Source organism: Pseudomonas sp. NFPP25, assembly GCF_900116505.1.
In the GTDB taxonomy this organism is placed as follows: Bacteria; Pseudomonadota; Gammaproteobacteria; order Pseudomonadales; family Pseudomonadaceae; genus Aquipseudomonas; species Aquipseudomonas protegens.
Map to the genome: position 1 here is coordinate 379,633 of NZ_FPBG01000004.1, position 17,819 is coordinate 397,451.

Consider the following 17,819-nt stretch of genomic DNA (forward strand, 5'->3'; position numbering starts at 1 on the left):
GTGTCCCGGGGCCGGTTGCCTGTTTCAGGCAACCGGCCCTTTTGCTGCTGTACCTGCGGCGCTGTTGTCGATCGGTTGCGACATAGCGCTTCTTGAAAGCAGCGAGCGCTTTCTCTACCGTGGCTGCCTGTTTCTCCCGTTACGGATATCTCATGTCGCTGGCCGGCTCCCGCTTGCTGTTCTCCCTGGTGTTCCTGGTGGGGGCCTTGGCCTCGTGGGCGGCGTTCAACCTGCAAACGGGTGGCGGCCTCGAGTCCTGTTCGCTGTGGGGCGTGCAGCGCCTGCTGTTGCTGGCATTGGGTGGGGTCAATCTGTTGGCCGTGATCCAGGGGCCAGGGCGCGTGGGGCGGGCGGTCTACTGGGGGCTCAACCTGCTGTTGGGCCTGCTGGGGGTGGTCACTGCGGGACGCCATGTGCTGTTGCAGAACATTCCTTCCGAACAGTTGCTGGCCTGCCTGCCGGACATGTCCTTCATGCTCCGCCAGTTGTCCTGGTGGCAGGCGTTGAAGCTGACTTTCATGGGCACCTCCGATTGCGCTGAGGTCACCTGGACCCTGCTGGACATGAGCTTGCCGGAGTGGAGCCTGCTGTTTTTCGTGATCATGCTGATCTTTAGCGGCTACCGCCTGTGGCGTCAGCTACGGGGCGCGCGCAAGGCCGTGGCGTTGCCCTGAGTCAGTGTTTGGCAGGAGGGCGGGGATTAAACGCTTGTATGAACTTTATCTCCTGCGTACCTTGATGCTGTAGTCGAGCGGGCATAATCTGGCCCGCACCTGTCACTGGAATTATGTTGCTCGATGCTGTTGTGCCTGACCGGATCCAGAGTCTCCAGAAAGGAGCGGCGGGCAAGCGGCATGACCCATAAGGGAAGAGAGATCACCATGCTCGAAAGTTGTCAGAATGCTCAGGAACGCTGGGGTGGAGTGCATCTGCTGATCGACCGCTGGTTGCAGGAGCGTCACGAACTGGTTCGAGCCTATGATGCGCTGGGCGCGGAGCCCGAGGCACTGAGTGAGAGCAAGAAGCCGCTGCAGGAATTCTGCGGGATCCTGGTGGACTACGTCTCCGCCGGCCATTTTGAAATCTACGAACAGCTGACCAGCGAAGCCAAGGCGTTTGGCGACAAGCGCGGGCTGGAGTTGGCCGACACCCTCTACCCACGCATCGACGTGATCACCGAAAAGCTCCTGGCGTTCAATGACCTGTGCGACGCCGGCCAGTGCGTGGCGCAGAAGTTCAAGGAACTCGGTGGCCTGCTGCACGAACGCTTCGAGCTGGAAGACTGCCTGATCGAAGTGCTGCACAACGCCCACAAGCAGGAAGCTGTGGCTCAGGCCTGAGAACAGGAACCTACCAGGAAAAACGGCACGCCTCGGCGTGCCGTTTTTCGTTGTGGCGCTTCAGCCAGCGACACCGAGCAATTCGATGTCGAACACCAGTGGGGTGTAGGGCGCGATCAGGTCCCCGGCGCCTTCGGTGCCATAGGCCTGGTTCGACGGGATTACCAGGCGCCACCGGGCTCCGGTGGGCATCTGCGACAGTGCGCTACGCCAGCCGGCGATCACGCTGTCGAGGCGGAACCATTGCGGCTGCTGGGTCTGATCGAACACGGTGCCGTCTGGCAGGCGCCCGGTGTAGCGCACCTGGACCGAGCCGTTGGGGCTGGCCTTGTTGCCGCTGCCAGGGCTCAACTCGGTCAGCAGGATGCCGTCTGCCAGTTGGCGGACCCCGGGCTTGGCCTTTTCTTCATCGAGAAAGCGCTGTTCGTTTTTCAGCGCGATCTCTGTCTGAGACTTGGCCGACTGTTCGCTGATCTGTGCGTCGTGCTCGGCAAGGATCTGTTCGATGCGTTCGCTTTTCAGCGCCAGAGGCTTGCCTTGATAGGCGGCCCTCAAGCCTTCGACCAGGGCCTGGATCTGCAGGTCGGGCACCTCATCGCGCAGGCGTTCACCGAGGCTTGCCCCCAGGCTGTAGGCAAGATCGTGAGCGTTGTTGGATGGTGCTTCGGCAGCCGCCTGAGCCAGTGGCAAGAACAGGCTCAAGGATAAAAACAGGTAACGCGACATGGGCACTCTCCGGCCTGAGTTGCGGTGGATTATGCCAGCGACAAAGCGCTCGTTGGTGAGCAACTTCGATGGGGGCGAAGAACATTTTCGTTCGGCTGCAACGCCAGGCTTTCGATACTGTCAACATGCCCTAGCGGCGGTAGCAGCAGAGGTCTAGTATGAGCCGCAACTCACGTCAGCCAGGAGGTAAACCATGTCGGCCAATAAGAAGCCTGTAAATACTCCGTTGCATTTGCTCCAACAGCTGTCGGGCAGCTTGCTCGAACATTTGGAAAACGCTTGTTCCCAAGCCTTGGCTGATGCTGAAAAACTGCTCGCCAAGCTGGAAAAACAACGGGGCAAGGCGCAGGAAAAACTGCACAAATCGCGCACCAAACTGCAGGACGCTGCGGCGGCCGGCAAGGCCAAGGCACAAGCCAAGGCGAAGACCGCGGTCAAGGAACTCGAAGATTTGCTGGACGCCCTGAAAGAGCGTCAGGCACAAACCCGCAGCTACATTCTGCAACTCAAGCGCGATGCCCAGGAGAGCCTGAAACTGGCTCAAGGCGTGGGTCGTGTGAAGGAAGCGGTAGGCAAGGCATTGAGCTCTCGTGATGCCAAGCCGGCAGCGGTAGCAGCTAAAAAACCAGCGGCCAAGCCTGCTGCCAAGGCACCGGCCAAGCCTGCTGCCAAGGCACCGGCCAAACCTGTTGCCAAGCCGGCGGCGAAAAAACCTGTTGCTGCCAGTGCAGCCAAGCCCGCCGCGGCCAAAACCGCAGCCGCCAAGCCTGCTGCCAAACCAGCGGCCAAGCCTGTTGCCGGCAAAGCGGCGGCTGCCAAACCGGTAGCTGCCAAGCCAGCCGCCAAGCCCGCTGCGAAGCCTGCGACCAAAGCCGCTGCGGCCAAGCCAGCTGCTAAACCTGCCGCCAAGCCCGTAGCCGCCAAGCCAGCAGCGAAACCTGCTGCCACCAAGACCGCTGCGGCTAAACCGGCTGCCGCCAAACCGGCCGCTAAACCAGCAGCGAAACCCGCCGCTACAAAAGCTCCGGCCAAACCCGCGAGCAAACCTGCAGCTGCCAAGCCAGCCGCGGCATCGGCGGCAAAGCCTGCCGCCAAGCCTGCCGCCGCCAAACCCGCAGCAAAACCCGCTGCCAAGCCGGCCGCGAAAAAGCCTGCTGCCAAGCCCGCAGCCGCCAAGCCTGCTGTAGCCAAGCCAACTGCTCCAGTTGCCAAACCTGCAGCTCCCGCGCCCGCAGCGGCCAAGCCTGCAACTCCTGCTCCGGCTGCCTCGCCGGCACCAGCTGCAAGTGCACCCGCTGTTCCTGCGTCGGCTCCAGCCAGCAACCCTTCCAGCGCTTCCTAAGCGCCGGCCACCGCGATGCGCAGTACCTGCAGCGCATTGCGGTTCCGGACGGCGGCTTCGGCCGCCAGTCCTTCCAGCCAGTCATTCAGGCTCCGGGCCTGAGCTTCGGGCCACTTTCGTGCCCCTTCCTGCAGACGCAGCAGCAACTGCCGTTCGGCATCCAGTTCCAGGGCCTTGAGTTGTTCGCGCAAGGTGCTCAGTTGCACGTCGCTGGCCGCGGCGGCTCGCCACTCAATCCGCAGTTTGCGCAGGGGTTCGACCACCTCCTGATACCAGGGCGCAGCCAACTCTTCGAGCGCTTGCAGGCGCTGCTTATCGCAGTCGACCCCCCTTTGGCCAAGCCAGGCGCCACAGAGCAGCAGACAGACATTGGCCCCGCCATCCTGCAGCTGCAGGCAGGCCTCCTGCACACCGGGCAGGGCGTAAGTCTTCAGGGCAAAGCTCCACAGGTCAGGGGACATATTGCTACTCGCGCCAGTTGCTAACGAAGCTGGTAGACTCCGCCGCCATTATGATTCGACTTCAGAACCTGACTTTACAGCGTGGCCCGCAACGTCTGCTAGAAGACGCCGAGCTAACCCTGCACGCCGGCCAGAAAGCCGGCCTGATCGGTGCCAACGGCGCCGGCAAATCCAGCCTCTTTGCCTTGCTGCGCGGTGAGCTGCACCCGGACTCGGGTGACTGCTTCCTGCCGGCCGACTGGCGCATCGCCCACATGCGCCAGGAGGTCGATACCCTCGAGCGCCTGGCGGTGGACTATGTGCTCGACGGCGACTTGCGCCTGCGCCAGGTGCAGCGTGACCTGGCCGCTGCAGAAGCGGCCCAGGACGGCGCCGCGCAAGCGCGCTTGCATGCCGAGCTGGACAGCGCCGACGGTTACACCGCCGACGCGCGGGCGCGCAAGCTGCTGGCTGGCCTGGGTTTCACCAACGAGCAGATGGACCGTCAGGTCGGCGACTTCTCCGGGGGCTGGCGGATGCGCCTGAACCTGGCGCAGGCGCTGATGTGTCCCTCGGACCTGCTGCTGCTCGACGAACCTACCAACCACTTGGATCTCGACGCCATCATCTGGCTCGAAGAGTGGCTCAAGGGTTACCCCGGCACCTTGCTCCTGATCTCTCACGACCGGGACTTCCTCGATGCCGTGGTCGATCACGTGGCCCACGTCGACCAGCGCAAGATCACCCTCTATCGCGGTGGCTACAGCGCCTTCGAACGCGCCCGTGCCGAGCGTCTGGCCCAGCAGCAGCAAGCCTACGAGAAGCAGCAGGCGCAGCGCGCGCACATGGAAAGCTACATCGCCCGCTTCAAGGCCCAGGCCACCAAGGCCCGGCAGGCACAGAGCCGGATCAAGGCCCTGGAGCGCATGGAGGAGCTGTCGGCGGCACACGTCGATTCGCCCTTCGATTTCACCTTCCGTGAGTCGACGAAGATCTCCAGCCCGCTGATCGACCTCTCCGATGCCCGCCTGGGCTATGGCGAGCGTGCGGTCCTGGAGAAGGTCAAGCTGCAGCTGACTCCGGGCGCGCGGATCGGCCTGCTGGGGCCCAACGGCGCCGGCAAGTCGACCCTGATCAAGAACCTCTCCGGCGAACTCCAGCCGCTGTCCGGGCGCCTGACCCGGGGCGAGAACACCGTTGTCGGTTACTTCGCCCAGCATCAGCTCGATTCCCTGGACTCCAAGGCCAGCCCCTTGCTGCATCTGCAGCGCCTGGCGCCCACCGAGCGCGAGCAGACCCTGCGCGACTTCCTCGGCGGCTTCGACTTCCGCGGCGCACGGATCGACGAGCCGGTGCTGAACTTCTCCGGCGGTGAAAAAGCCCGTTTGGCCCTGGCGCTGATCGCCTGGGAGCGGCCCAACCTGCTGCTGCTCGACGAACCCACCAACCACCTGGACCTGGAGATGCGCCTGGCCCTGACCATGGCCCTGCAAGAGTTCAGTGGTGCGGTGCTGGTGGTCTCCCACGATCGCCATCTGCTCAAGAGCACCACCGACAACTTCTTCCTGGTGGCCGATGGCAAGGTCGAAGAGTTCGACGGCGACCTGGACGACTACACCCGTTGGCTGGTGGATTACCGCCAGCGCAATGCCCCGGTCAGCAACACGCCGGTGAACCCGGACAAGACCGACAAGAAGGCCCAGCGCCAGGCCGCCGCGGCGTTGCGTCAGCAACTGGCACCGCACAAGCGCGAGGCCGACAAGCTGGAAGCCGAGTTGGGCAAGGTGCATGAGCGCCTGGCCAAGATCGAGGCCAGCCTGGGCGACAGCGGTTTGTACGAGGCTGCGCGCAAGGATGAGTTGCGGGATCTGCTGGCCGAGCAGGCCAAGCTCAAGACCCGTGAGTCCGAGCTGGAAGAAGCCTGGATGGAGGCCCTGGAACTGCTGGAAAGCATGCAGGCCGAGCTGGAGGCGCTGTCCTGATGGAGGCGCTGCAATTACCGTTGCCGGCCCAGTGGATCGGCCCGTTGTGGATTGGCGTGCAGATCCTGCTGATCCTCCTGGCGGGCTACCTGGCCCAGCGCTTCGTGGCTCGTGGCCTGACCCGCCTGGGCGAGCGCTACCCGTTCCCGCCGCAGTTGCTGATGCCCCTGCGGGGCGGCCTGCGCTGGCTGATCATGGGCAGCGCGGTGATCTTCGTGCTGGAGCGCCTGGGGGTTTCCGCCACGGTGCTGTGGACCGCCCTTTCAGGCTTCGTCGCCGTGGCGGCGGTGGCCTTCTTCGCCATGTGGAGCGTGCTCTCCAACCTGCTCTGCGCGATCCTGATCTTCACGGTTGGCCCGTTCCGCCTGGGTGACGTGGTGGAGCTGGTGGACACCGTCGACAAGCCTGGGGTCAAGGGCCGGGTCGTGGCGATCAACCTGCTGTACACCACCCTGATCGAAGCCGAGGAAGCCGGCACCGGCAGCGCCATGGTCCAGGTGCCCAACAGCCTGTTCTTCCAGCGCTCGGTGCGCCGCTGGCGTGGCACTGATGTGCTGCCCGTGGGCAGCGGCGAAAAGTAACCCCTTCCTCTGTAGCCGTTGCATCACCTTTGGGCGAAAAAAATATGGTCAGCCGCCAAGCGGAGGATTAGCTTAGGCAGTCACGACCAATTCGATCCGAGGTGTGCGATGGTGCTTGAGACATGGCTGGCGTTCTTTGCCGCCAGTTGGGTAATCAGTCTTTCCCCGGGCGCCGGCGCCATTGCGTCGATGTCCTGCGGCCTGCAATACGGTTTCTGGCGCGGCTACTGGAACGCCCTGGGGCTGCAACTGGGCCTGGCCATGCAGATTGCCATTGTCGCGGCCGGTGTCGGGGCCATTCTCGCGGCCTCTGCCACGGCCTTCTATGCCATCAAGTGGTTCGGTGTCGCCTACCTGGTGTACCTGGCGGTCAAGCAGTGGCGCGCGCTGCCCAGCGACCTCAGTGATGACGCCGCCATTCGCCCCATCGGCAAGCCCCTGGCCCTGGTGTTTCGCGGTTTCCTGGTAAACATCAGCAACCCCAAGGCGCTGGTGTTCATGCTGGCGGTGTTGCCGCAGTTCATCGATCCCCATGCCCCCCTGGTCAAGCAGTACCTGATTCTCGGCGCCACCATGATCGTGGTCGACCTGATCGTCATGGCCGGCTATACGGGGCTGGCGTCCAAGGTCCTGCGCCTGTTGCGCACCCCGGTCCAGCAGCGGCGGATGAACCGCACCTTCGCCGGCCTGTTCCTCGGCGCTGCGGGTTTTCTGGCAACTATCCGCAAAGCGGCGGCCTAGGTTTGCAGGAACAAGAAAAGGCGACCCACCGGGTCGCCTTTTTCGTTTGCGTGCGGTTTAGCGCAGGGTCACTGGCGCCGTGTCCGGCGGCTGGTTGTTGCGCATCGGCGCTTGGCGCGGTTGCTCGCAGCTGTCACGACCCAACTGCCGGGTGACGTCTTCGCCCAGGGGCTTGGACACTTTGCGCACGCAGGGGAGCGGGTGCTAGCTGGGCGTGAGGCTGGTGGCCTGTGAGCGAAGATGTTTCAGCGGGGCTGATAAGCCTTGAGTGAAACTCGTTGGGAGGGAACAATATGTTACTTCTTATTTCCCTTTGAGATTTATTCATGATTGCCCCTTCCCGTTTACTGGCGTTGCTAGTGTTGCCGGTGCTGGCGCTTTTCAGCTTCAACCTGCTGGCCGATACCGTCGACGGCGCGCCCAAGGCCCTGCATCTGCTGGATTACATTGGCGCGGACTATCCCGCCACGGTCGAGGGGGGCAAGGTCATTGACGAGTCCGAGTACCGTGAGCAGGTGGAGTTTCTCGGCGTCCTGCAGGGGTTGATCGCCGATCTGCCGGCCAAACCGGAAAAGGCTGAACTGGAGCAAGGCGTTGTCAGCCTGCGCAAAGCGGTGGATGACCGCGTCGATGGCAATCAGGTAGCTCGCCAGGCGCGGCAGATGGGGGCTCGGCTGGCGGTAGCCTATGAGGTTAGCCAGGCGCCGATCATCACCCCGGATCCGACCCGTGGCGCGCCGTTGTACGCCCAGCACTGCTCGGTGTGCCATGGCGAGCAGGGCGCCGGCGATGGTCCGGCGGGCGTGGGCATGACCCCACCACCGGCCAACCTGCGGGATGTCGAACGTCTCGACCGCCTGAGCCTGTATGCCATCTACAACACCCTGGGGTTGGGCGTGGAAGGCACCGACATGCCGTCCTTCGCTGATCAACTGGATGATCGCCAGCGTTGGGACCTGGCCACCTACATCGCCAGTTTCAGCGCCGACCCTGCGGCCGCCAAGGGCGAGCAGAGCTTCAATCTGGCCGACCTGGCCCGGCAGACACCGGGTGAAGTACTGGCCGCCCAGGGCCCGCAGGCAGCCGCGACTTTCCGTGCCCAGCGTGCCCAGCCGCCTCAGGTCAAGCGGGGGCCGGCGCAGTTGCTGGACTACACCGCATCGACCCTGGACAAGAGCCTGGCGGCCTATCGCAGCGGTGATCACGAACAGGCCTACGATCTGTCGGTAGCGGCGTACCTGGAAGGTTTCGAGCTGGTAGAAAGCTCCCTGGACAACGTCGATGCCAACGTCCGCAAAGACACCGAAAAGGCCCTGATGGCCTACCGGCAGTCGTTGCAGGACGGTTTGCCGGTGGCCCAGGCCGAACAGCGTCTGGACGCGGCCAAGGCCAAACTCAAGGAGTCCGCCGAGCTTCTGGGCGGCGACAGCCTGAGCTGGTCTCTGAGCTTTATTTCCGGCCTGCTGATCCTGCTGCGCGAAGGCCTGGAAGCGATCCTGGTGCTGGCGGCCATCCTCGCCTTCCTGCGTAACACCGGCCAGCAATCGGCGGTGCGCAGTGTCAACGTCGGCTGGGGCCTGGCCTTGCTGGCCGGCCTGGGTACCTGGGCCTTGGCGGCCTACGTGATCGATGTCAGCGGTTCCCAGCGTGAACTGCTCGAAGGCGCCACCGCGCTGTTCGCCAGTGTCATGGTGCTGTGGCTCGGGGTGTGGATGCATGACCGCCGGCATGCGGCGGCCTGGCAGGACTACATCAAGAGCAGCCTGGTGGGCGGCGGCGGGCGTTTCGGCTTTGCGGTGCTGGCGTTCTTCTCGGTCTATCGCGAGCTGTTCGAAGTGATTCTGTTCTACGAAACCCTGTGGCTGCAGGCCGGCCCTGCCGGGCACAACGCGGTACTGGCCGGTGGCGCCACCGCCCTGGTGCTGCTGGTGGGGCTGGCCTGGGTGATCCTGCGGGGCTCGGCCAAGTTGCCCCTGGCGCTGTTCTTCGGCATCAACGCGGCACTGCTCTGCGCCTTGTCGGTGGTGTTCGCCGGGCACGGCGTCAAGGCGTTGCAGGAAGCGGGTATCTTCGGTACGCGGCCAGTGCCGTTCTTCGACTTCGACTGGCTGGGTATTCATGCCGACGCCTACTCGCTGGGTGCCCAGGCGGTGGCGATCCTGGCGATCGTGGTGCTCTACAGCCGCAGCCGCATGAGTGAGAAGCGCCGCGTGCAGGCTTCCTGAGCCGGCGTAGTTGATTGCGGGCAAGCCCGCTCCTGAAGGGGCGGCTTGCCCGTTCTGCATTCTGGAGGGAGAACATTCAATGCGTGTCTGGATCGATGCCGATGCCTGCCCCAAGGCGGCCAAGGATCAAGTAGTGCGCTTCGCCCTGAAGCGCCAGTTCGAAGTGGTGCTGGTGGCCGGACAGGCGCAGATCAAGCCGGCCTTCGCCTGCGTCAGGCTGATCGTGGTGCCCAGCGGCCCGGATGCCGCCGACGATTACCTGGTGGAGCACGCAGTGCCCGGTGAACTGGTGATCTGCAGTGACGTGCCGCTGGCCGACCGCCTGGTGAAAAAGGGCGTGGCGGCCCTGGACCCGCGGGGCAAGGAGTTCGACGCACAGAACATGGGCGAGCGCCTGGCGGTGCGCAACCTGTTTACCGACCTGCGTGAACAGGGGCAGGTCAGTGGTGGGCAAGCGCCCTATGGCGACCGGGAAAAACAGGCCTTCGCCAACGCCCTGGACCGCATCCTGACGCGCTTGGCGCGCCAGGCCTGAGGGGCGCTCGCTAGAGGCTCACTTGTCGCCTTCGTGGGTCAGCTCCAGCACCCGGTCCACCAGTTTGTTGATGCCCGAGGCCGCTTCGCTGATGGATTTCGCCAGCATGTAGGCGGGGGTGCTCACCAGTTTGCGCGCCTTGTCTTCGATGATCTCGCCCACTGCGCATTCGGCGTGGGTGGCGCCCATCTTGCCCAGGGCGGCTGCGGTGTCGGCATCGTTGCCGATGGTGCAGGTCACGCCGGGGCCGTAGATCTTCGCGGCCATGGCCGGGGCGATGCACATCAGGCCCACCGGCTTGCCGGCTTCGGCAAAGGCTTCGGCCAGGGCCAGGACGTCGGCCTGGACTGTGCAGGCAGCGCCTTCGGTGGCGAAGCTGGAGAGGTTCTTGGCCGCCCCGAAGCCACCGGGAATGATCAGCGCATCGAAGTCTTCGACGCGGGCTTCGCGCAGGTCCTTGACCTCACCCCGGGCGATGCGCGCCGATTCCACCAGCACGTTGCGGCTCTCGGCCATGGTTTCGCCGGTCAGGTGGTTGAGCACATGCATCTGGGGGATGTTCGGGGCGAAGCACTGCACCTGGGCGCCGCGTTGGTCGAGGCGCAGCAGGGTGATCACGCTTTCGTGGATTTCGGCGCCGTCGAACACGCCGCAACCGGAAAGGATCACTGCAACTTTTTTGCTCATGGGTTTTTCTCCAGATTCATGGCGCTAAATGTCCGCCTGTTTGTCACACCTGGCCATAGGGGGATGGAGTCGTCGGACCTAATCTTGGTTATCGATATCGATCGGGTCGCGCCATGAACCTCATCCTCTATGCGGTGCCGTTTTTCTTTGTGTTGATTGTTGCTGAATTGTTGGCCGATCGCTGGCGGGGAGTGAATAACTACCGGGTTGCCGATGCGGTCAATAGCATCAGCACCGGCGTGTTGTCCACCACCACGGGCCTGCTGACCAAGGGGCTGGGCCTGGTCACTTATACCTTCGCCCTCCAGCACTGGGGGCTGTTCGAGCTGCCGGCGCACAGCCTCTGGGTATGGATCGGGGCCTTTGTCCTGTACGACTTCTGCTACTACTGGCTGCATCGCTGCGGTCATGAACGCAATATCCTCTGGGCCGCTCACTCGGTGCACCACCAGAGCGAGGACTACAACCTCTCCACGGCTCTGCGCCAGACCAGCACCGGCTTCCTGTTGAGCTGGATCTTCTACCTGCCCCTGGCGGTACTCGGGGTGCCGCTGGTGGTGTTCGTCACGGTGGCAGCCCTCAATCTGCTGTATCAGTTCTGGGTGCATACCCGGCACATCGGCAAGCTGGGCTGGTATGAATGGTTCTTCGTGACCCCCTCCAATCACCGGGCCCATCACGCGCAGAACGCTCTTTATATGGATCGCAACTACGGCGGGGTGTTCATTCTCTGGGACCGGCTGTTCGGCACCTACCAGGAAGAGGACGACAACGAGCCCGTGGTGTTCGGCGTGACGACCCCGCTGGCCAGTTGGAACCCGCTGTGGGCCAATCTGCAGTTCTATGCCCAGCTCTGGAATGATGCCCGGCGCACCGAGCATGTGCGGGACAAGCTGCGGATCTGGTTCATGCGCACCGGCTGGCGCCCGGCGGATGTGCAGGCCCGTTATCCCCTGGCCAAGACGGAGCTGAGCCAGTTTCGCAAATTCGAGGTGGCCCTGGATGTGCGGCGTCAGGTGTACGTGGTGCTGCAGTTCGCGGTGTATGTAGCCCTGGGCAGTTACCTGATGAATGCCCAGAGCAGCCTGTCGGTCCAGGCACTTTTGCTGGGCTGGGGCGCGATGGCCTTGGGTCTGTTCGTACTGGGCGCGGCTCTGGAGGATCGGCCCTGGAGCCTGAAACTGGAAGGGGCGCGGCTGCTGCTGAATCTGCCCCTGGTATGGCTGGCGCCGCTGGTCGGTCTGTGGCCGGCCAGCCCCCTGGCCTGGGTGGCGCTGGGCAGCTACAGCCTGCTGAGTGTCTGCGGGCTGTATGGCTGCGGCTCGCGTGTTACTCGGCTGGCGTCTTAGGTTCCCGGGCGGAGGCCTGTTCGGCTTCGTAGATCTGCTTGGCCAGGCGTGCGTTCTTGAAGCGCCGGCGCAGCCACAGGCCGAAGCCCAGGACCAGCAGGGCGCCCAGCACCCACAGCTCGTACTTCTTGATGCTGCCGAGCATGCCTTCCATGACTGCGCCGAAATGGTAGGCCGCCTGGGCCAGGGCTATGGCCCAGATCGCTGCGCCGATACCGTTGAGCAGCAGGTAGCGGCCCGGCGGATAGCCGGACAGGCCGATGGCCACCGGCATCACGGTGCGCAGCCCGTAGACGAAGCGAAAGCTCAGTACCCAGATATCCGGGTGCTTGCGGATATGCTCCAGCGCCCGGTCACCCATCATTTGCCAGCGCGGTTTGCGCGCCAGCAGCTTGCGGCCATGCTTGCGCCCCAGGAAGTACCACAGCTGGTCACCGGCGTAGCTGCCGAAGAAGGCAACCACCATCACCAGGTTGATATCCATGTATCCGCGGAACGCGAGAAATCCGGCAAGAACCAGAATGGTTTCGCCTTCGAAAAACGTGCCGAGAAAGAGGGCGAAGTAGCCGAAATCCTGAAGAAATTGTTGGAGCATTGTCTGGATGCTGGCGAAATGAACGCGCAGCCTACCCCTTCGACGACGTTCGGGAAAGTATCGAAATGTGTCTCGACGTGAACAATCCGGCCAATGACAATGAGTGTTGCTGCCGGTCAACAGCTTGAGCACAACTGTCATCTGTTCGTCATAATGCCCGCTTATAACTGTCCCGCTCGTCCGCCAGCGCGAGCCCTGGAGTCCGCCGTGAGCTTTACCCCCGCCAACCGCCTGTTTCCAGCCACTCGTCTGCGGCGCAACCGTCGCGATGACTTTTCCCGCCGTCTGGTGCGGGAAAACCGCCTGAGCGTGGATGACCTGATCCTGCCGGTGTTCGTGCTCGAGGGTGAGAATCGCCGCGAGGCGGTGGCTTCGATGCCCGGGGTCGAGCGCCTGACCATCGACCTGCTGCTGGAAGAGGCGGCGAACTGGGTCGAACTGGGAATTCCGGCACTGGCACTGTTTCCGGTGACGCCCGGGGCGCTCAAGTCCCTGGATGCGGCCGAGGCCTGGAACCCCGACGGCATCGCCCAGCGTGCCACCCGCGCCCTGCGCGAACGCTTTCCGGCTCTGGGGGTGATCACCGACGTTGCCCTTGATCCGTTCACTACCCATGGCCAGGACGGCATCCTCGACGAACAGGGTTATGTGCAGAACGACATCACCGTCGACGCCCTGGTGCGCCAGGCCCTGTCCCATGCCGAGGCCGGCGCCCAGGTGGTGGCACCGTCGGACATGATGGACGGGCGGGTCCAGGCGATCCGCGAGGCCCTGGAACTGGCTGGGCATGCCAACGTGCGCATCATGGCTTACTCGGCCAAGTACGCCAGCGCCTACTACGGCCCCTTCCGCGATGCGGTGGGCTCGGCGTTGAACCTGGGCAAGGCCGACAAGGCCTCGTACCAGATGGACCCGGCCAACGGCCAGGAAGCCCTGCATGAAGTGGCGGCGGACCTCGCCGAAGGCGCGGACATGGTCATGGTCAAGCCGGGCATGCCGTACCTGGACATCCTCTGGCGGGTCAAAGATGAATTCAAGGTGCCGACCTTTGTCTATCAGGTCAGCGGCGAATACGCCATGCACATGGCAGCAATCCAGAATGGTTGGTTGGGTGAGGGGGTTATTCTTGAATCCCTGACCGCTTTTAAACGTGCAGGTGCCGATGGCATCCTGACTTACTTTGCCGTTCGTGCTGCTCAATTGTTACGAGAGCAAAAATAGCCCTCCCAGGAACACGCGATGAATACTGAAGGACTCTCAGAAGTTGCCGTAAAAGAAGCTCAGCCGGTGGTCGAGCAAGTGGTGGAGACCCCGCCGGAACTGGAGCCAGTGGCCCCGGTCGCGGTGGCCGAGACGCAACCGGCACCGGCCATCGTCATTCCCAACCTGGATGACAGCAGCCTGTACATCCACCGCGAGCTGTCGCAGCTGCAATTCAACATCCGCGTGCTGGAGCAGGCACTGGATGAGTCCTATCCGTTGCTGGAGCGCCTGAAGTTCCTGCTGATCTTCTCCAGCAACCTGGACGAGTTCTTCGAGATCCGCGTGGCGGGCCTGAAGAAGCAGATCACCTTCGCTCGCGAACAGGCCGGTGCCGACGGTCTGCAGCCGCACCAGGCGCTGGCGCGCATCAGCGAACTGGTGCACGGGCATGTCGACCGCCAGTACGCGATCCTCAACGACATCCTGTTGCCGGAACTGGAAAAACATCAGATCCGCTTCATCCGTCGCCGCTACTGGACCACCAAGCTCAAGACCTGGGTTCGCCGCTATTTCCGCGACGAGATCGCGCCGATCATCACCCCCATCGGCCTGGACCCGACGCACCCTTTCCCATTGCTGGTGAACAAGAGCCTGAACTTCATCGTCGAGCTGGAGGGCATCGACGCCTTCGGGCGCGATTCGGGTCTGGCGATCATCCCCGCGCCGCGCCTGCTGCCGCGGATCATCAAGGTGCCCGAAGAAGTCGGCGGCCCTGGCGACAACTATGTGTTCCTCTCGTCGATGATCCACGCCCACGCCGATGACCTGTTCCAGGGCATGAAGGTAAAAGGCTGCTATCAGTTCCGCCTGACCCGAAACGCCGACCTGGCAGTGGACACCGAGGACGTCGAAGACCTGGCCCGTGCGCTGCGCGGCGAGCTGTTCTCCCGTCGCTACGGTGACGCGGTGCGCCTGGAAGTGGCCGACACCTGCCCCAAGCACCTGTCGGACTACCTGCTCAAGCAGTTCAACCTGCACGAGACCGAGCTGTACCAGGTCAACGGCCCGGTGAACCTGACGCGGCTGTTCAGCATCACCGGCCTGGACAGCCACCCGGAGCTGCAATACACCCCGTTCACCCCGCAGATCCCCAAGCTGCTGCAGAACAGCGAGAACATCTTCAGCGTCATCAGCAAGCAGGACATCCTGCTGCTGCACCCGTTCGAATCCTTCACCCCGGTGGTCGACCTGCTGCGCCAGGCTGCCAAGGACCCGCATGTGCTGGCAGTGCGCCAGACCCTGTACCGCAGTGGTGCCAACTCGGAGATCGTCGACGCCCTGGTGGACGCGGCGCGCAACGGCAAGGAGGTCACCGCGGTGATCGAATTGCGTGCGCGGTTTGACGAAGAGTCCAACCTGCAGATGGCCAGCCGTCTGCAGGCGGCCGGTGCGGTGGTGATCTACGGCGTGGTGGGGTTCAAGACCCACGCCAAGATGATGCTGATCCTGCGTCGCGAAGCCGGCGAGATCGTGCGTTATGCGCACCTGGGCACCGGCAACTACCACGCGGCCAACGCCCGTCTGTACACCGACTACAGTCTGCTGACCTCTGACGATGCCTTGTGCGAGGACGTGGGCAAGCTGTTCAGCCAGCTGATCGGCATGGGCAAGACCCTGCGCATGAAGAAGTTGCTGCATGCGCCGTTCACCCTGAAGAAGGGCATGCTCGACATGATCGCCCGGGAGACTCAGTTCGCCCTGGACGGCAAACCGGCGCACATCATCGCCAAGTTCAACTCATTGACCGATCCGAAGATCATTCGCGCGCTGTACAAGGCCAGCCAGTCGGGCGTGCGCATCGACCTGGTGGTGCGTGGCATGTGCTGCCTGCGTCCGGGCATTGCCGGGGTCTCGCACAACATCCACGTGCGCTCGATCATCGGCCGCTTCCTGGAGCACACCCGGGTGTTCTACTTCCTCAATGGCGGCGAGGAACAGATGTTCCTTTCCAGCGCCGACTGGATGGAGCGCAACCTCGACAAGCGGGTCGAGACCTGCTTCCCGGTGGAAGGCAAGAAGCTGATTCTGCGGGTCAAGAAAGAGTTGGAGAGCTATCTCACCGACAACACCCACAGCTGGAGCCTGCAGTCCGACGGCCGCTATATCCGCAATACGCCGACCGGCAACCAGAACCCGCGCAGTGCGCAGGCAACCCTGCTGGAGCGCCTTGGCAGCCCGGTACTGCCGGTGCGCTAAGCGCGTCAGGCGTCGCCGATAATAAAAAGGCCAGCCCGATCACCGGGCTGGCCTTTTTTGTGCGGCTTGCAAGAACTGTAGGCGCTGGCTTGCCAGCGAAGGCGCCCCTGAGGGCGATGCAAGGGGTAGCGGCCTTTTCGCCGGCAAGCCGGCTCCTGCAGCTCCGTGGCAGGATCAGTTGACGTTGAGCACGATGCCCACCCGGGTCAGCCATTCGGCTTCCAGGGCGAAGTCGGCCTGGGTCAGCTGGTTTTCATCCAGCCAGTTTTCCGGGAACTCCACGTCCAGCTGATCGCCCAGGGCGCTGAGGCTCACCTGAGGCATTTGCTGGGTGCCACGGATGTGATGGAAGAGGATGGCGAAACGCAGCAGCACGCACAGCCGGATCAGCTTGATGCCGTCGTCGCCGAACTCGGCGAATTTTTCCTTGGGGATGTTGCGGCGGTGGCCGCGCACCAGGAGAGCCAGCATCTGCTGGTCTTCCCGGGAGAAACCCGCCAGGTCCGAGTGCTCGATCAGGTAGGCACCGTGCTTGTGGTAGTGATAGTGGGCAATGTCCAGCCCCACTTCATGGACCTTGGCCGCCCAGCCCAGCAGTTCGCGCCAGATGCCGTCTTCCAGGTCCCAGTCCGCGGCCACCTGGTCGAAGGCGCGCAGGGCCTTGCCTTCAACGCGCGAGGCTTGTTCCAGGTCGACGTGGTAGCGCTCCATCAGCGAGCTGAGGGTGCGTTCGCGGACGTCTTCGTGATGATGGCGGCCCAGCAGATCGTAGAGCACGCCTTCACGCAGAGCGCCTTCGCAGTGATCCATGCGTTGCAGTTCCAGGGCATCGAAGATCGCTTCGAGAATTGCCAGGCCGGCGGGGAAGATCGCCCGGCGGTCGGGCTTGATGCCTTCGAAGTCGATCTTCTCGGCGTCGCCGAGCTTGAACAGCTTGCGCTTGAGCCAGGCCAGCCCTTCGGCGTTGACCTCGCCGCTACCCTGGCCGCCAGCCTTGAGGGCCAGGCCAATGGCACGAATGGTTCCGGACGAGCCGATGGCTTCGTCCCAGGTCAGGCGATGCAGGGCATGTTCGATGCTCATGATCTCCAGGCGTGCGGCGGTGTAGGCCTGGGCATAGCGGGCAGGGGTGATCTTGCCATCGCGGAAATAGCGCTGGGTGAAGCTTACGCAGCCCATCTGCAGGCTTTCGCGCAGCAGGGGTTCGAAGCGCTGGCCGATGATGAATTCGGTACTGCCGCCGCCGATGTCGGCCACCAGGCGCTTGCCCGGGGTGTCGGCGAGGGTGTGGGACACCCCGAGGTAGATCAGGCGGGCTTCTTCACGGCCGGAGATGACTTCCACCGGGTGGCCGAGGATTTCCTCGGCGCGGCGAATGAACTCGCCGCGGTTGCGGGCTTCGCGCAGGGCGTTGGTGCCGACGATGCGCACCGTGCCCTGGGGCATGCCGTTGATCAGTTGGGCGAAGCGCTTGAGGCAGTCGAGACCGCGCTGCATGGATTCTTCGTTGAGCTGGCGTTCTTCGTCGATGCCGGCGGCCAGTTGAACCTTTTCTCCGAGCCGCTCGAGAATGCGGATTTCACCGTTCCGGGCCTTGGCCACGACCATGTGAAAGCTGTTGGAGCCCAGATCGATCGCGGCGATCAGGGACAGATTCTTGGCTTGGGATTGGGGCATGGTTGGGGGTCTCGGTCGATAACCTCGCCATCCTGCCACGATCAACGGCTCGCGCCAACGCGCAGTGTCCAATGCGTTGATTCAACGCATAAAAGCCTGCGCCGGGGCGGTGGGCCGGCGGTTCCCTGGCCAGTAAAGAT

Annotated in this window: 16 protein-coding genes and 1 pseudogene; 11 read left to right on the top strand and 6 right to left on the bottom strand. The window is 63.6% G+C overall.

Annotated features, from left to right (window positions below; translation table 11 throughout):
- Positions 1 to 152 precede the first annotated feature (152 nt).
- Both BM382_RS18010 and BM382_RS18015 read left to right on the top strand, forming a co-directional pair.
- The gene (locus tag BM382_RS18010) at positions 153 to 674 is read left to right on the top strand and encodes a disulfide bond formation protein B (protein WP_053160388.1); all 522 of its coding nucleotides are present in this window, start codon (positions 153 to 155) and stop codon (positions 672 to 674) included.
- Between the two features lie 207 nt (positions 675 to 881).
- Entirely contained in the window at positions 882 to 1,340 is a 459-nt protein-coding gene (locus BM382_RS18015; protein ID WP_011064170.1) for an Rsd/AlgQ family anti-sigma factor, read from the top strand.
- 60 nt (positions 1,341 to 1,400) lie between these two features.
- Here BM382_RS18015 and BM382_RS18020 read toward each other — a convergent pair whose 3' ends face one another.
- The gene (locus tag BM382_RS18020) at positions 1,401 to 2,066 is read right to left on the bottom strand and encodes an FKBP-type peptidyl-prolyl cis-trans isomerase (protein ID WP_015637447.1); all 666 of its coding nucleotides are present in this window, start codon (positions 2,064 to 2,066) and stop codon (positions 1,401 to 1,403) included.
- Positions 2,067 to 2,259: 193 nt separating this feature from the next.
- Between BM382_RS18020 and BM382_RS18025 the strand changes: the two genes are divergently transcribed.
- Positions 2,260 to 3,408 (top strand): AlgP family protein, encoded by a 1,149-nt coding sequence (locus tag BM382_RS18025; RefSeq protein WP_072443495.1) that lies wholly within the window; start codon positions 2,260 to 2,262, stop codon positions 3,406 to 3,408.
- Here the strand turns inward: BM382_RS18025 and BM382_RS18030 are convergent.
- The gene (locus tag BM382_RS18030) at positions 3,405 to 3,869 is read right to left on the bottom strand and encodes a TIGR02444 family protein (RefSeq protein WP_011064167.1); all 465 of its coding nucleotides are present in this window, start codon (positions 3,867 to 3,869) and stop codon (positions 3,405 to 3,407) included. The two genes, BM382_RS18025 and BM382_RS18030, sit on opposite strands and share 4 nt — an antisense overlap.
- 50 nt (positions 3,870 to 3,919) lie before the next feature.
- On the opposite strand from BM382_RS18030, the gene BM382_RS18035 reads away from it, so the two are divergent.
- The 3 genes from BM382_RS18035 (at position 3,920) to BM382_RS18045 (ending at position 7,152) form a co-directional block, all read left to right on the top strand.
- Positions 3,920 to 5,830: an ATP-binding cassette domain-containing protein gene (locus BM382_RS18035; protein ID WP_011064166.1), complete on the top strand. Its 1,911-nt coding sequence runs from the start codon at positions 3,920 to 3,922 to the stop codon at positions 5,828 to 5,830.
- On the top strand, positions 5,830 to 6,411 hold the full coding sequence (locus BM382_RS18040; RefSeq protein ID WP_011064165.1) for a mechanosensitive ion channel family protein: 582 nt from the start codon (positions 5,830 to 5,832) through the stop codon (positions 6,409 to 6,411). Before BM382_RS18035 ends, BM382_RS18040 begins: the two co-directional genes overlap by 1 nt.
- 108 nt (positions 6,412 to 6,519) lie before the next feature.
- Positions 6,520 to 7,152, top strand: coding sequence for a LysE family transporter (locus tag BM382_RS18045; RefSeq protein WP_011064164.1), 633 nt, complete (start codon positions 6,520 to 6,522; stop codon positions 7,150 to 7,152).
- A 57-nt stretch (positions 7,153 to 7,209) separates the two neighbouring features.
- On the opposite strand, the pseudogene BM382_RS32020 reads toward BM382_RS18045, so the two are convergent.
- Positions 7,210 to 7,341 (bottom strand): annotated as a pseudogene (locus BM382_RS32020) (penicillin-binding protein activator LpoB); the annotation flags it as partial.
- A 137-nt stretch (positions 7,342 to 7,478) separates the two neighbouring features.
- Here BM382_RS32020 and BM382_RS18050 point away from each other — a divergent pair.
- Entirely contained in the window at positions 7,479 to 9,377 is a 1,899-nt protein-coding gene (locus tag BM382_RS18050; RefSeq protein ID WP_011064163.1) for a cytochrome c/FTR1 family iron permease, read from the top strand.
- A gap of 79 nt (positions 9,378 to 9,456) precedes the next feature.
- On the top strand, positions 9,457 to 9,912 hold the full coding sequence (locus tag BM382_RS18055; RefSeq protein WP_015637443.1) for a YaiI/YqxD family protein: 456 nt from the start codon (positions 9,457 to 9,459) through the stop codon (positions 9,910 to 9,912).
- 18 nt (positions 9,913 to 9,930) lie between these two features.
- Here the strand turns inward: BM382_RS18055 and elbB are convergent, their stop codons facing one another.
- Positions 9,931 to 10,599, bottom strand: a complete 669-nt coding sequence (elbB, locus tag BM382_RS18060) for an isoprenoid biosynthesis glyoxalase ElbB (protein ID WP_011064161.1) — start codon at positions 10,597 to 10,599, stop codon at positions 9,931 to 9,933.
- A 113-nt stretch (positions 10,600 to 10,712) separates the two neighbouring features.
- On the opposite strand from elbB, the gene BM382_RS18065 reads away from it, so the two are divergent.
- Entirely contained in the window at positions 10,713 to 11,948 is a 1,236-nt protein-coding gene (locus BM382_RS18065; RefSeq protein WP_019095411.1) for a sterol desaturase family protein, read from the top strand.
- Here BM382_RS18065 and BM382_RS18070 read toward each other — a convergent pair.
- Positions 11,929 to 12,543, bottom strand: coding sequence for a DedA family protein (locus BM382_RS18070; protein ID WP_011064160.1), 615 nt, complete (start codon positions 12,541 to 12,543; stop codon positions 11,929 to 11,931). The genes BM382_RS18065 and BM382_RS18070 overlap by 20 nt on opposite strands.
- Before the next feature lie 207 nt (positions 12,544 to 12,750).
- Here BM382_RS18070 and hemB point away from each other — a divergent pair, with 207 nt between their 5' ends.
- Both hemB and ppk1 read left to right on the top strand, forming a co-directional pair.
- Positions 12,751 to 13,764, top strand: coding sequence for a porphobilinogen synthase (gene hemB / locus BM382_RS18075; protein ID WP_011064159.1), 1,014 nt, complete (start codon positions 12,751 to 12,753; stop codon positions 13,762 to 13,764).
- A gap of 18 nt (positions 13,765 to 13,782) precedes the next feature.
- On the top strand, positions 13,783 to 16,002 hold the full coding sequence (gene ppk1, locus BM382_RS18080) for a polyphosphate kinase 1 (RefSeq protein ID WP_072443497.1): 2,220 nt from the start codon (positions 13,783 to 13,785) through the stop codon (positions 16,000 to 16,002).
- 174 nt (positions 16,003 to 16,176) lie between these two features.
- Here ppk1 and ppx read toward each other — a convergent pair whose 3' ends face one another.
- Positions 16,177 to 17,679: an exopolyphosphatase gene (ppx, locus tag BM382_RS18085; RefSeq protein WP_011064157.1), complete on the bottom strand. Its 1,503-nt coding sequence runs from the start codon at positions 17,677 to 17,679 to the stop codon at positions 16,177 to 16,179.
- Positions 17,680 to 17,819: the final 140 nt, after the last annotated feature.